At 69.2% G+C, this 13177-nt stretch carries 15 protein-coding genes; 6 read left to right on the top strand and 9 right to left on the bottom strand.

Annotation, left to right across the window (positions count from 1 at the left end):
• Positions 1-23 precede the first annotated feature (23 nt).
• Together HNR40_RS36895 and HNR40_RS36890 are read left to right on the top strand one after the other, a co-directional pair.
• The gene (locus tag HNR40_RS36895) at positions 24-920 is read left to right on the top strand and encodes a peptidase inhibitor family I36 protein (protein WP_184969808.1); all 897 of its coding nucleotides are present in this window, start codon (positions 24-26) and stop codon (positions 918-920) included.
• 11 nt (positions 921-931) lie between these two features.
• Positions 932-1858 carry a SpoIID/LytB domain-containing protein gene (locus tag HNR40_RS36890; RefSeq protein ID WP_221341299.1) on the top strand — a complete coding sequence of 309 codons (927 nt, stop codon included), beginning with the start codon at positions 932-934 and terminating at the stop codon, positions 1856-1858.
• A gap of 37 nt (positions 1859-1895) precedes the next feature.
• On the opposite strand, the gene HNR40_RS56710 is transcribed toward HNR40_RS36890, so the two are convergent.
• Together HNR40_RS56710 and HNR40_RS36880 are read right to left on the bottom strand one after the other, a co-directional pair.
• Positions 1896-2840 (bottom strand): NBR1-Ig-like domain-containing protein, encoded by a 945-nt coding sequence (locus HNR40_RS56710; RefSeq protein WP_184969804.1) that lies wholly within the window; start codon positions 2838-2840, stop codon positions 1896-1898.
• A gap of 32 nt (positions 2841-2872) precedes the next feature.
• Positions 2873-3658, bottom strand: a complete 786-nt coding sequence (locus tag HNR40_RS36880; protein ID WP_184969802.1) for a TetR/AcrR family transcriptional regulator C-terminal domain-containing protein — start codon at positions 3656-3658, stop codon at positions 2873-2875.
• An 84-nt stretch (positions 3659-3742) separates the two neighbouring features.
• On the opposite strand from HNR40_RS36880, the gene HNR40_RS36875 reads away from it, so the two are divergent.
• On the top strand, positions 3743-4645 hold the full coding sequence (locus HNR40_RS36875) for an SDR family oxidoreductase (RefSeq protein ID WP_184969800.1): 903 nt from the start codon (positions 3743-3745) through the stop codon (positions 4643-4645).
• On the opposite strand, the gene HNR40_RS36870 is transcribed toward HNR40_RS36875, so the two are convergent.
• The 3 genes from HNR40_RS36870 to HNR40_RS36860 all read right to left on the bottom strand — a co-directional run bounded on the left by HNR40_RS36870 (position 4642) and on the right by HNR40_RS36860 (position 6918).
• Positions 4642-5460 carry a S1 family peptidase gene (locus HNR40_RS36870; RefSeq protein WP_184969798.1) on the bottom strand — a complete coding sequence of 273 codons (819 nt, stop codon included), beginning with the start codon at positions 5458-5460 and terminating at the stop codon, positions 4642-4644. The two genes, HNR40_RS36875 and HNR40_RS36870, sit on opposite strands and share 4 nt — an antisense overlap.
• A gap of 122 nt (positions 5461-5582) precedes the next feature.
• On the bottom strand, positions 5583-6263 hold the full coding sequence (locus HNR40_RS36865) for an alpha/beta fold hydrolase (RefSeq protein WP_184969796.1): 681 nt from the start codon (positions 6261-6263) through the stop codon (positions 5583-5585).
• A gap of 277 nt (positions 6264-6540) precedes the next feature.
• The gene (locus tag HNR40_RS36860) at positions 6541-6918 is read right to left on the bottom strand and encodes a DUF4267 domain-containing protein (RefSeq protein ID WP_184969794.1); all 378 of its coding nucleotides are present in this window, start codon (positions 6916-6918) and stop codon (positions 6541-6543) included.
• A gap of 94 nt (positions 6919-7012) precedes the next feature.
• Here HNR40_RS36860 and HNR40_RS36855 point away from each other — a divergent pair, with 94 nt between their 5' ends.
• Both HNR40_RS36855 and HNR40_RS36850 read left to right on the top strand, forming a co-directional pair.
• Positions 7013-7588 carry a TetR/AcrR family transcriptional regulator gene (locus HNR40_RS36855; protein ID WP_184969792.1) on the top strand — a complete coding sequence of 192 codons (576 nt, stop codon included), beginning with the start codon at positions 7013-7015 and terminating at the stop codon, positions 7586-7588.
• A gap of 77 nt (positions 7589-7665) precedes the next feature.
• Positions 7666-8178, top strand: coding sequence for a pyridoxamine 5'-phosphate oxidase family protein (locus HNR40_RS36850; protein WP_184969790.1), 513 nt, complete (start codon positions 7666-7668; stop codon positions 8176-8178).
• A 53-nt stretch (positions 8179-8231) separates the two neighbouring features.
• On the opposite strand, the gene HNR40_RS36845 is transcribed toward HNR40_RS36850, so the two are convergent.
• Positions 8232-8444 carry a CsbD family protein gene (locus HNR40_RS36845; RefSeq protein ID WP_184969788.1) on the bottom strand — a complete coding sequence of 71 codons (213 nt, stop codon included), beginning with the start codon at positions 8442-8444 and terminating at the stop codon, positions 8232-8234.
• 154 nt (positions 8445-8598) lie between these two features.
• Between HNR40_RS36845 and HNR40_RS36840 the strand changes: the two genes are divergently transcribed.
• Complete coding sequence (locus tag HNR40_RS36840) at positions 8599-9789, top strand: tetratricopeptide repeat protein (RefSeq protein WP_184969786.1); 1191 nt, start codon at positions 8599-8601, stop codon at positions 9787-9789.
• On the opposite strand, the gene HNR40_RS36835 is transcribed toward HNR40_RS36840, so the two are convergent.
• The 3 genes from HNR40_RS36835 to HNR40_RS36825 form a co-directional block, all read right to left on the bottom strand.
• Entirely contained in the window at positions 9737-10528 is a 792-nt protein-coding gene (locus tag HNR40_RS36835) for an ArsR/SmtB family transcription factor (RefSeq protein WP_184969784.1), read from the bottom strand. The two genes, HNR40_RS36840 and HNR40_RS36835, sit on opposite strands and share 53 nt — an antisense overlap.
• A gap of 63 nt (positions 10529-10591) precedes the next feature.
• Positions 10592-11659: an S-methyl thiohydantoin desulfurase family protein gene (locus HNR40_RS36830; RefSeq protein ID WP_184969782.1), complete on the bottom strand. Its 1068-nt coding sequence runs from the start codon at positions 11657-11659 to the stop codon at positions 10592-10594.
• A complete protein-coding gene (locus HNR40_RS36825; protein ID WP_184969780.1) occupies positions 11652-13169 on the bottom strand; it encodes a hydantoinase/oxoprolinase N-terminal domain-containing protein in 1518 nt (505 codons plus the stop codon). Before HNR40_RS36825 ends, HNR40_RS36830 begins: the two co-directional genes overlap by 8 nt.
• Positions 13170-13177 lie beyond the last annotated feature (8 nt).

Here is a 13177-nt window from a genome sequence, read left to right as displayed (position 1 = left end):
CCACGGACACAGGGAGAAACAGGATGTCAACGCTCACCAGGATGCTCACCGCGGCGACCGCCGCGATGGCGCTCGGCGGAACCGTCCTCGCCACCGCCACACCCGCAGCAGCAGCAGCCAACCGCAACGGCGTCTGCGAGACCGGCGAGTTCTGCTACTACTTCAACAGCAACAACCAGGGATCGGTCTCCGACTTCACCGGATCGGTCACCGACTACGCCACCAAACAGCCCTCCTGCTACGACTTCAAAGGCCCGGGCACCGGCAAAGGCAAATGCATCAAGAACTCCGCCGCCTCCGTCTGGAACCGCAGCGCCAAAACCGTCCGCGTCTACTTCAACACCGGCCACACCGGCAAGTTCCAAGACTTCGCCGCGGGCGCCAGAGGCAACCTGAACCCCACCCTCAAAAACCAGAACGCCTCCCACCTGTTCGGCCCGTCGTCGTCGACGCCGCGCGCCATCATGTCGTTCTCCCTGTACGCGGCCAGCGGCCGGATCTCCACCGGCTACGACGGTTACAGGAACACCCCCGGCCGGCACGAGGGCATCGACATCGTCCGGGGCCTGGGCGCGAACGTCCGTTCGCTGGTGTCAGGCCAGATCATCAACGTCGTGGACGGGGCGCCCGGCGGCTCAGGCCTTTCCACCATCGCCATCTACATGCCCTCACTGAACAAGACGGTGGTCTACCTGCACACCGCTCCACTGCGTTCCTTGCACGTGGGCCAGCAGGTCAAGCGAGGCCAGCTCCTCGGCACGGAGTCCTGGCACGGGGTGTCGAAGAAGTCGTCCGCGCACACCCACGTCGAGATGCGCCCCGGACGCCACCTGCGGGCGGCCAAGAGCGTCAGGGACTGGGACCTGCAGAACCCGAACCCGACCCCGTTCTGGAACTCCCAGGGCTACACCGTCCGATGAGGAAGACACCTGTGCTCACCCGAACCGTACGGCTGATCTCCGCGATGGCGCTCGGCGGAACCGTCCTCGCCACCGCCACACCCGCCTCGGCAGCCAACCGCAACGGCGTCTGCGAGACCGGCGAGTTCTGCTACTACTTCAACAGCAACAACCAGGGATCGGTCTCCGACTTCACCGGATCGGTCACCGACTACGCCACCAAACAGCCCTCCTGCTACGACTTCAAAGGACCCGGCACCGGCAAAGGCAAATGCATCAAGAACTCCGCCGCCTCCGTCTGGAACCGCAGCGCCAAAACCGTCCGCGTCTACTTCAACACCGGCCACACCGGCAAGTTCCAAGACTTCGCCGCGGGCGCCAGAGGCAACCTGAACCCCACCCTCAAAAACCAGAACGCCTCCCACCTTTTCCTGACCTCGGCGCCGCCGACCGGGTGCAAGAGCGACGGCACGGACACCAGGCTGCCCACGACGATCCTGGTGTACCGGAAGTCGGCTAACCGCGTGGAACGGGTGGACTTCAAGACGTACGTCAAGAACGTCCTGCCGAACGAGTGGGTGTCGAGCTGGCCCGGGGAGTCCCTCAAGGCCGGGGCGCTGGCCGTGAAGAACTTCGGCTGGTACTGGGCGATGCGCTCGAACCGCAAGACCCCGAGCGGCCAGTGCTTCGACGTCTACGACCACACGTCGAGCCAGGTGTACAAGCCCGGCTCCGCGAAGCCGGCGACCAGCGCCGCGGTGGACGCGACCTGGGGCACCCGGCTGACCCGCGGCGGGAAGATCTTCAAGGCCCAGTACTGCTCGACGACTACGGCGTGCGGCAACTGGGTCACCGGGGACTGGATGTCGCAGAAGGGCTCTCGCGACAAGGCCAGAGCGGGCTGGAGCTACGCCAGGATCCTCCGGGCCTACTACACGGGGATCGCCATCGGCTCCTGAACTCGGTTTCCCCGCCGTGCTCACGCGCGGCGGGGAACTAACGTTTGTTGACGATGATCTGGAAGGTGACCGGCCGGCTTCCGGGGAACACGACCTTCCCCTCGGCGTTCACCATCTTGAACCGCGCGTAGCAGAGCCCCGGCTTCATCGGCGTCGTGATGACGGTCTGGATCTCGACCATCTCACCGGGCAGCGTGTCCTGGATCGGCACAGCGGCCACGGTCCGGCATTGATCGGCCTGCTGCGCGGGGTCGAGGCGCTGGAGCGAATACCCCTTCCACAGGACGCTTCCGGCGTTCTTGAGCCGCCACACCTTGGTCAGGGTCTCACCGGCGCCGACATGCATGCAGTCGGGAAGCGTGACATCCGCGACGAACACCGCCGCGTCGCCCTTGTACAACGGCGAAGCGGGCGGCGGATTACTCCGCCCCACCGGGCAACCGGCCGAGGACAGCGCCACGGACGCGCCATCGACCGAGGGGTTCGGGCCGGGTGTGGAGCCGCGACTGACCACGACCACGACGACGACCACCGCCCCCAGCACCACGGCCCCCGCGCCCGCGATCACCGCCGCGCGCAATCGCCCGCCGCTCCCCCGCACGGAGACCGGCGGCACGACGTCGCCCGCGGGCCAAGGCTCCTGCGGCTCCGTGGCGAGGCCCGCACGGGCCTCCACCTGCGGCTCGGTGGCGAGGCCCGCGCGGAGCTCCACGGCGCTCACGGATCTGACCGCCAGGTTCGCTCTTTCCCACTCTTCGCGGTACGCGGCCGGATCCCCGCCGCACGCCTTGACGAACTCGACGGTGGTCTCCCAGCTGGGGAGCCGGTTTGCCTTGACGGCTTCGTGCAACGTCGTGTGGGAGATCGCCCCCGACCGGCCGGACATTTCCCGAAAAGGTGGGTTGCCGACAGAGTTGCGCAGTTCCCGCAGGGTCGCCGCGAAGTCCTCGATCGCCTCCGCACGTGCACGCCTGTCGTCCACCGTGCGAAGCTAACAGCACCCACGGCCTTCACTCAAGCGAAACCGGACACAGGCGTCACCCGCGCTTCGATCCCGTCCAGCAGGCTGCGTAGGCCGAGGTCGAACGCCATCGCGGAAGCCTCGGCGGCGCTGCGGCTCAGACCGCCCTCCGACCAGGAGCGCGCGATGGAGGGATACCGGCCGGCGTCGAAGATCTCCGTCCAGAACGCCTGCCGAGCCGCCCACCAGTCGGGATCGGACTGCCCGCTGACCCGCTCGGCGTACGCGTGTTCGGCTCGCGCCCCGGCCGCGGCGTCCACGAAGGTCACGATCGCGTCGGCCGCCGCCGTCGTCTCAGCGGGATCCAGGCCGGTGCCCGACAGCGCGGACAGCAGGTACTCCTGCCGGGCCAGCAGGCCGGGGCCCAGCGGCGGACGCACGGTCGAGATCTCCCGGAGCCAGGGATGACGCTCGTGCAGCGCCGAGGCCCGGCCCGCGTACAGCTCCACCTGTGCCCGCCAGCCGTCCGGCCGTGGGTCCGTGCCGTACGGCAGAGCCAGCTCACACCACGTGGCGTCCACCATGAGGTCGATCAGCTCGGCCTTGCCGGGGACGTGCGTGTACAGCGACATCGTGCCGACGCCCAGCTCACCGGCGACCTTGTCCATGGTCGTGGCCTCAAGCTGGTCACGGTCGGCCACGGTGATCGCCGCGGTGACGATCTGCCCGAGGCTGATCTTCGGCGGCCGCCCCCGGGCGGGCCGATCGGTCCCCACGGCAGCGCCACGCCACAGCAACCGCAGGGTCGCGCCGGGATCGCCGCCGCCGCTGCGTTCCATCACATCTCCTCGCGTCCAATTTCCGTATACGTTACGGTATTGTTTAACCGTAGGCAGTACGGAAATTCGAGGAGGGCTCTGAGCATGCGAGTGCTGGTGACCGGCGCGACCGGCAATGTAGGACGGCTTGTGACAAAGGGACTGGTAGACGCCGGGGTGGAGGTGCGCGCCCTGACACGGAACCCGGCCAGGGCCAAGCTGCCGGCCGGCGTCGAAGTCGTGGCGGGCGACCTCACCCAACCGGATACGGTGCGACCGGCCCTGGCCGGCGTCGACCGGATGTACCTCTTCCCCGAGGCCTCCACCGCACGGGAAGTGGTCGCGCTGGCGGCGCGAGCGGGGGTGCGGCGCGTGGTGGTGTTGTCCTCAGGGGCGGTGACCGGCGGCTACGACACGACGTTCCACCTGCCCGTGGAGCGGGCGGTCGAGGAGTCCGGCCTGGAGTGGACACACGTACGGCCGGGCGAGTTCGCGGCGAACAAGCTGTCCTTGTGGGGTCCGTCGATCCGGGCCGAGCGGGTGGTCCGGGACGCCAATCCCGATTCGGGCTGGTTCCCCGTGCACGAGCAGGACATCGCCGACGTGGCACTCGCGGCACTGCTGGAAGACGGCCACGTCGGCAGGGTCTACGACGTCAACGGGCCGTCGCTGATCAGCCTCCGCGACCAGGTACGCGCGATCGCGGCGGCGATCGGCGAGGAGATCCGCTTCGAGGAGCTCAGCCCGGTCGAGGCCAGGAAGGTGTACCTCGCGCAGGGCGGGTTCGCCGCGGAGGCCGCGGACTTCCTGCTGGGCTTCACCGACTACGCCGGAAACCCCGCCGACCCGGAGGAGGCCGCGGACTTCGACCCGGCGGATCTGGGCCCGCTGCCCACCGCGGAGGCCGTCACCGGCCGATCGGCGCGGACCTTCGCCCAGTGGGCGCACGACCACGCCGCGGACTTCCGCGATCAGGCTGACAGGCGACTTCACACCGCCCTCGACTAACCTCCCGCGCGGATGGTCTTGTTGATCCAGTCGGTGTAGGCGGGCACGTTGGTGTAGAGGCCGGGGCCCTGGTCGCAGGAGGGACTCTTGGCGCCGGGGCCGGAGGTGACGCCGATCAGCTCCCAGCGGCCGCCGCGGCCGCGCTGGATCTGCGGGCCGCCGGAGTCGCCGTTGCAGGCCATGGCCCGGGGCTTCCGGCTGACCGTGCACAGGCGGGTGGCGTCGGCGTACCCGGTGCCGCACTCGGAGACGGCGCCGCGGCGGGTGTCGAGCTGGCGGAGCCCGTTGGGCATCTTCCACTCGGCCGGGTTGGTGCTGAACCTGGTGATGCCGAAGCCCATGATCCGGGTCGGGGTGCCGGGCCTGCCCGCCTGGTTTGCGATCTTGATGGGTTGGACGGTGACCGGCCGGTCCAGGCGTACCAGCGCGATGTCGTTTTTGTTCGGGGTGTTCTGGGCGTAGCCGGGGTGCTTGAACGCCTGGGCGATCTTGCGGACGACCCCGCCGGACTTGCGCTCGTCGCTGCCGACGCGCACCGTTCCCGCCGGGATCGAGCCGATCTCCATGTCGAGGCAGTGCGCGGCGGTCACGACCCACCGCGGGTCGATCAGGGCCGCGCCGCAGTTGCCGTCCTTCAGGCCCAGGAGTGGGGCGGTGATCGAGATGGATGCCATGAACGGGTAGGACTCGGTGGGCTTGGAGCCGTTGATGATCGCTCCGGCGCTCCCGGCGGTGGCCGCGAGGCAGGCCGCTCCGGCCAGCACGACGACGGCGGAGCGGGAGACGACACGGCGGAACGAGGTGGTGCCAGACACGAACAAAGCCCCTTCGTCGGGTTTTTATGACGTTATGAAGCTATATGTCCGTCTTTGTCTGGGTGATCATGCCAGCAGGCCAACCCACAGTAGGGACAACCCCACCTGGCCAGTTGTGATGCTCAGGTCGCGTAGCCCACCAGCAGGTCCGCCACCTGCTTGGGGCGGCCGAGCGCGACGCAGTGGCTGCCCGCGATCTCGTCGGGGACGATGCCCAGACGGTCGGCCGCCAGGCGGCGCATGAAGTCCGGCGGGAAGAAGCGGTCCTCGGTGCAGAGCACGAACCTCGTCGGCACGTCCGGCCATGCGGCCAGCGGCCACGGAGCGGCTGACGCGGCGCTCGACGGGTGCGCGCGCTCCTTGCTCATCGCCTCCCGCGCCAGCTCTCGCGGCACATCGTGGTAGAAGCTCACGTACGGGTCCGCGTTGCCGGTCAGGCCGCCATCGTGCTTGGCCTGCTCCTCAGCCGCGTTCTGGTAGCCGGTATTGGCCCACCACTCGTCCGGCGACTCGCCCGGTGTCGGGATCATGCCGGCCAGCAGGACCAGCACGTCGGCGGACAGCCGGTCGGCGACCAGCGGGGCGGTGAACGCGCCGAAGGAGTGGCCCACGACGACCAGGTCCCGCCTGTCACCGACGGCCTCGACCACGGCGTCGGCGTAGTCCGTCAGGGTCTTCGACTCGTCATCGCCCGGGAGGTCGGGAGCCAGCACGTCGTGGCCCCGGGCGCGCAGCTCGGCCTCCACCAGGTGCCAGGACCACCCGACGTCTCCGCCACCGTGAATCAATACGAATGTGCTCATGACGTCCACGCTAGGGGCCGGACAGTCATCACGAAAAGCGATTGTTTCCGATCAACTCAATCGCCAGAAGTGATGACTCCCGGCAGATGCGACACGAGGGTGCGCGCCCATTCGGGAGTGGGCGTCTGGTCGGTGAAGACCGCCCGGTAATAGAGAGGGCGAGCAGGGCGTCCATGGCGCGTACCACGGCGAGAGTGTCCGGGTCGAGGTCCTTGGCGAGGTCGGCGGTGAAGCCCGGTGATCGCTGCCCTGGTGCTCGGATCCATCGCGTAGCCGGTCACGCGATGAGCAGGAGTGCGCCGATCACCAGCATCACCGCGGCGGTGGCGGCGTGGACGCCGTAGGCGGTCGCCTTGGGCCCCTTGCTGCGCAGCACGATCACCGCGTCGCCGACGGGGATGACGGCGGCGGCCAGCATGATCCAGCCCAGCAGGTGGGTGGTCCCGCCGACCAGCACGATGAGGATGAGGACTCCAGCGACGATGTCGCGCATCGCCTTGACCGACAGCCAGGCGCGGAAGCCGGGGTCCTCGGTCGGCGTGCCGGGGATGCCGAAGCCGGCCGCGGAGTGAGGCGCCCAGAAGAAGTGGGCGCCCATGAAGATGACGCCCGCGCCGATCAGTCCGGCGAGCACGGTGGCGATGGTGCTGAGCATGAGTGGTCCCTCTCTCAAAATCTAGCGGCGCTAGAAGTGATAGCGACGATACACCTATCGTGGACACGATTTCTAGCGTTGCTATGCTGATGTCATGTCCGCTATCACCAATCGCCGCGAACGCGAGCGTGCCCAACGCCATCAGCTGATCATCACGGCCGCCCGCGAACTGGCGGAGGCCGAAGGATGGGAGGCGGTGACCACGCGAAGGCTGGCCGAGCGCGTCGAGTACAGCCAGCCCGTGCTCTACAGCCACTTCGACGGGAAGGACGCCATCCTGCGCGCCGTCGCCATCGAGGGCTTCGGCGAACTCGCGGTCCGCCTGCGCGACGCCCGGCCGGCCACCCCCGAGCCGCCCCAGGCACTGCATGCCGTCTGCCGCGCCTACCTGGAGTTCGCGGCCGAGCATCCCGCCCTCTACCAGGCCATGTTCGTCCTGCCGACCGACGTGAAGTTCGCGCACGCCGAGACTCCGCCCCCGCTGCGCGCAGGCTTCGACGAGTTCGTGAACTGCTTCCGCCCGGACAACCCGCGCCGCGAACTGTTCGCCGAGGTCACCTGGAGCGCGTTGCACGGCATGGCCGCCCTGTCGGCCGGCGGCCGCATCCGCCCGGACGGCCAGACGGAGCGGCTCGACCTCCTCGTCACCCAGATCGCCGGCAGCCGATAGGAGCATCGCTCACTACGATTGCCTCGATCGGAAACCATCGCTTTTCGTAATGAGCCGATCCGCCTAGCGTCATGGGTATGACGACCTACACGCCCGTCCCCGAGCAACTGTCCAGTCCTCACGGCACACCGCTGACAGCTCTCAGCTGGGCCGACGTACGCACGCGGGTGGCCGGAGCGGGCGACTACCTGCTCGCCACCACCGACCGGGACGGGCGGCCGCACGTGGTGCCGGTGCTGGCTGTCTGGCTCGAAGATACGGTCTGTTTCGTCACCTTCAGTCAGGCCCGCAAGGCCCGCAACCTCACGCGGAACGACGGCTGCGCGATCACGGTGCCCGGTCCTGAGGTCGACCTGGTCCTCGAAGGCACCGCCCATCGGGTCCGGGACACGGACCGGCTGGGCCAGATCGCGGAGCTGTTTCCGCCCAAGTATCCGTGGTGGCATCCGGTCGTCAGAGACGGCGAGTTCTACGACCCGGCCGACACCGACCCTCGGCACGTCTACGCGGTCGAGCCGGCGCGGGTGTTCGCGTTCGGCAAGGAGAACGGGTTCAGCGCCACCCGATGGCGCTTGACCGGCCTCGGCTGAGACGGCAGAAGGCGGCATCCTCGATGGATGCCGCCTTCTGCGGGTTCGTGTTCCTAGCGCCGGTCCTTCGAGTCAGGGGTGATCGCGTCCTTGACGTTCTTGGCCGCGTCCTTGACCTTCTCGCCGGCCTGCTTGAGCTTGCTCTTGCTCTGGTCGGCCCGCCCTTCGGCCTCAAGGCGCTTGTCGTCGGTCGCGCGCCCGAGGCCCTCCTTGACCTTGCCGCCGACTTCCTCGGCCTTGTTGGAAACCTTGTCGTCCAGGCCCATATCGATTCCCCTAGGTCTCTTCGTCTCGGACCTTTCCCCTGTCCGCAGGATCGGGCCGCAAACCACCGGTGACACAGCCATGACACGGCGAGGACGAAGCGGGAACACGGCTTGCCAATAGTGGGTGGGTGCGATCACAAAGAAGGAGACGGCCTTGGTTACTGCTCTAGCCGCGGACGCGCTGTTCAGGGCCGGGAAGTTCGAGCGGGCCGGCCGCGCGTATGAGGAACTGCTGAAAAAGGACCCCAAGAACCTCCACGCCGTACGGCAACGCGGCTACGTGGCCCTGCTCGGCAACGAATTCGCCAACGCCGAGAAGTACCTCACGATGGCCCTCCACCTGGCCCCCGGCGACAAGCGGACCAACCGGTTGCTGGCCGACTGCTACACGCGGCAGGACAAGTTCGCCCTCGCCGCACCCTGCTGGAAAACAGCCGGCGAGGAGGCCTACGCCAAACAGTTCGCGGCTTTCCGCGGCCGGCCGTACCAGATCCACGGCGACGTCGCGCGGCTGCCGTGGCTGGAGACGGATCCGTTTCCGCTGGTAGAGGCCTCGGTCAATGGCGGACCACCCAAGAGGTTCTCGTTCTACACGCGCGTCGGCGGTTTGGGGGTGAGCGCGAAAGTCGCCAAGGAGGCCGGGCTGCGCGCTGTGGCCAAGCAGAAGATCGAGGCCTTCGGCGACGTCATCTGGCTGTATTACGGGGTGCTGGAGTCCTTCAAGCTGGGCGGCATCGAACTACGCAACATCCCCGTGGGGTGGTCGGAGCCGGACTCGGACGAAGACATCGACGGCATGATCGGCACGTGGATCTTCTACCATTTCCTGTCCACGTTCGATTACGCGGGCCGGTCGCTGATTCTGCGCCGCCGTACCCCCGAAACAGCCGCACGAGCGGGTGTGAAGCCGCTGCCGCTGTGGCTGGCCGGTGAGCATCTGCTGCACACCGAGGGCAGTGTCGCGGGCTCAGAGACCGGGGTGGTGGCGCTGAACCTCGGAGGCACCGGCGAGCAGGTGGCGGGCATCTCCGCGGATACCGCCAAGCGGCTGGGGATCGGCGTCGACCGCGACCGTCCGATGGACGGCTATGCCGGAGGGCAGCCGGTCGTCGCCTACCCGTGCTATCCCAGGGAGGTACGCCTCGGCGACGCCACCGCCAAGGGCGCCTACTGCTACGCGGGCGGGAAGAGCACGCTCGGCGACGAAGGGTTCTACAAGCTGGCCGACTTCGCCCACGCCTTCTACAAGCCCTACAGCGTCACCCTCGACTTCACCGGCATGAACGTGTACATCACGCGTCTTCCGGCAGCGGTTCGCCCGTCTCCAGCAGCGTCTTCAGGCTAGCGATCACGTTCGGCCAGCCGTGGCTGACCATCTCGGCCAGGCTCGATCCGGGCTCGAAGCCGTCGTGCACGACGGTGAGCTTCACGACCTGCGCGTTCTCCTCGATCGTGAAGGTGACCTTCGAGCGGGGCTCGCCGGAGAGCCGGGCGAGGAGTTCGTCGTCCCAGCCGAAGCGCTTGGCGAGCTCCGGGGTGATGGCGTGCCAGGTATAGGAGAGCCGCGTGTAGGGCTCGGCCTCCAGCACGACCTGCTCCGGGTCGCTGAGCAGCACGCCGTGGTTGTCCCAGGTCATCGGCGAGCCGGCGGACCAGTCCGTGGTGAACTCCGTGGCCCAGTAGCGGCGGGTGAAGGCGGGGTCGGTCAGCGCCTGCCACAGCTTCTGCGGGGTGGTGCGGATGTAGGTGGTGTAGACGAAGGTCGGGGCGTCCATCGGGGTCTCCTCCAGGGCGAGTTTCAGGTCCGCCAGGGCTTGGACCCTGGGCTGGTCGTAGCGGCTGATCCACCGATGGGCGATCTCGTGCACGGGCGCGGCGTTGAGGTAGTGCAGCTTCTCCCGCCCCCGCCGCACGGTGGCGACGAGTTCGGCCTCCTCCAGCACCGCGAGGTGCTTGCTGACGGACTGTCTGGCCATGTCGAGTCCGGCGCACAGCTCGCGCAGCGTCTGCCCGTTGCGGGCGTTGAGCGAGTCGAGCAGTGCGCGACGGCTCGGATCGGCCAGTGCCTTGAAGACCTCGTCCATGCTCGCCCTGTCGATATGCAGTCGTTTGGCTGCCTTTAATTTAGGCAGCCATCCGGCTGCATGTCAAGACGGACGGCCCGCCAGCGGCTCGTAGTCGCAGTCGTAACCGAAGTAGCGCGGCCCGGCCAGCTCCAGGCCCTCGGGCGTGCGCCAGCGCGGGTCGCAGGGCGCGCCGATGACGGTGACCCGCAGGCCGTAGCGGAGCGCCTCGGTGGTGACCGGTTCGCCGGACTCGGTGTCCAGGACGCAGATCAGGTCGGGGGTGGTGGCCACGGTCCTGCCGCCGCGGCTGGCCAGCAGATGCTCGTTCTGGAAGCTGAGCTCCAGCGCCCCGTGCGACGACTCCAGGCGCGCCGTGCCGCGGGCGAAGCCGCCGGTCGTGCGGCGCTCGACGTCGACGACCTTGCCCGCGAACAGCTCCGTCCCATCCAGTACGGCCAGCGCGGCCCCGACCGGCGAGCTGTGCGCGGCGCGCGCCAGCCGTACGGCACGGCCCAGGTCTTCCGCCAGGGTGAGTGTGGCGGGAACCAGCCCGTCACGCAGCTGCGACCCGCGCAGGACGGTGTCGGCGGAGGAGAGCTGGCAGCCCATCCGTACGCACGCCGCCCTGGCGATCTTCTCGGCCCAGTGGTTGGAGACCGCGTCCACGACGAGCGTGTTGCCCTTGTCGTCGGCCAGCGCCATCGGCGTGTTGCGCACCCCCATGAGCGTGGGCAGGACCATCTGCGCCTCGGGGAAGGCGCGGCCCATGGCGTCGCCGTCGACCAGGGGCAGTCCCGCCTGGGCGGCCGCGGCGATGGGGATGAGCGAGTTCATGCCGCCGATCTCGATGGGCACGATGTGCGTGGCGGGCCGCCCGATCACGGCCTCCAGGGCGCGCAGGACGGCCAGTTCCTCGGTCCCGGCGGGCAGCTTCTCCAGCATCACCGTGGGCGCGCCCATCGTGGAGATCGGCACGACGGTGGCGTCGGCCGGCACCTCGTCGATCGAGTACAGGGGCACCGGGCCGTGCCGGCGGATCGCCTCGCGGGCCAGCAGCTTGCCGACGTAGGGGTCGCCGCCGCCCCCGGTGCCGAGGATGCCAGCTCCCCTGGCCATGTCGTCGAGCAGGTCTTCGGTGATCTCACGCATTGATCTTCTCCAGGTCCAGGTCGCCGACGGCCTTCACGCGGATGCGGGTGGCGTCGCCGGGCAGGTAGGCGAGCGGGATCTCTTCCACGTCCACGATCCGCACGCTGCCCGTGCGCGCGCCCGCCCGCTCGGCGCGGCCGGTGGCCTCGTCCTTGGCTTCCTGGAGTACGGCTTCGCGCGGCCCCGAGAACACGCGATCCACTTCCCCGCCCACCTGGGCGATGGCGGCGCCGACCGCGTTGGCCACCTCGAAGTGGTCGGGCCGCCGCACGTCGGTGAAGCCGGGCAGGGTGTCGATGAGGATGCTGCCGCCGCCCACCAGGACGACGGGCAGCGGGGCCGACGAGGTGCGCATCCGGTCGACGGCCTCGGCCACCCGCGCCTCGATGTCCTTGAGCGGTCCCGCGTACGACACCTCCGACACGTGTCCCGGGTCGCCGATCGCCGCCCGGCCGGCGGCCACGGCCAGGTCGGTGGCGGTCAGCGTGGACCCGCCGAACACCAGAGCCTGCTCGGTGAGCCGGTAGCCGACGCTGCGCGGGCCCGCCGTACCGTCGGACGAGATGATCGAGCCGCCGCCGATGCCGATGGACAGCACGTCGGGGATGCGGAAGTTGGTCCGCACCTCGGCGACCAGCGCCTCCCCCGCGGCCTCACGCGGGAAACCCCCGGCCAGGATGCCGACGTCGGTGGTGGTCCCGCCGATGTCGACCACCGCGCAGTCGCTCAGCCCCGACAGGTACGCCGCGCCGCGCATGGAGTTGGTCGGCCCGGAGGCGAACGTGAGCACCGGATACCGGCGGGCGTGCGCGACGTCCATCAGCGTGCCGTCGTTCTGTGACAGGAACAGGGGCGCGTCGATGCCCGCCACCCGCAGCGCCTGCCCGAACGCCTCGACGGTGCGTTCGGCCAGCCTGCTCAGGGCGGCGTTCACGATGGTGGCGTTCTCCCTGGCCAGCAGCCCGACGCGGCCGATCTCGCTGGAGACCGACAGGTGGACTCCGGGGCCGAGCTCGGCGGCCAGGATCTTGGCGGCCTCGACCTCGGAGCCGGCGCTGACCGGCGAGAACACCGAGGAGATCGCGACCGAGCGCAGCCCGCGGCGGCGGATGTCGGCCGCCACCTTCCTGAGCTCGCCGGGGTCGAGGTCGGAGATCGGGGCGCCGTCGTACTCGTGGCCGCCGTGGCACAGGTAGGTGGCGCCTTCGACGACCTCGCGCAGCCGTACCGGCCAGTCGACCAGAGGCGGCAGGGCGGCGGTGGCGGGCAGGCCGAGCCGGACGGCGGCGACCGGCTCCAGCCGGGCCGCCTCGACCAGCGCGTTGACGAAGTGGGTGGTGCCGATCATCACGGCGGTCACCTCGGTGGCGCCGAGCCCGGCCAGCGCCGCGGCGACGCCGCCGGTGACGTCGTGCGTGGTGGGCGACTTGACGGTGGCCAGGACCTTGCCGTCGTCGTCGATGAGGGCTGCGTCGGTGTTGGTCCCGCCGACGTCGATGCCGATGCGCATGGGGAGAG

This window comes from Nonomuraea endophytica (assembly GCF_014203235.1).
Taxonomy (GTDB): domain Bacteria; phylum Actinomycetota; class Actinomycetes; order Streptosporangiales; family Streptosporangiaceae; genus Nonomuraea; species Nonomuraea endophytica.
Note: the sequence above shows the minus strand (reverse complement) of the source record. Positions and strands in the feature narration are given on the sequence as shown.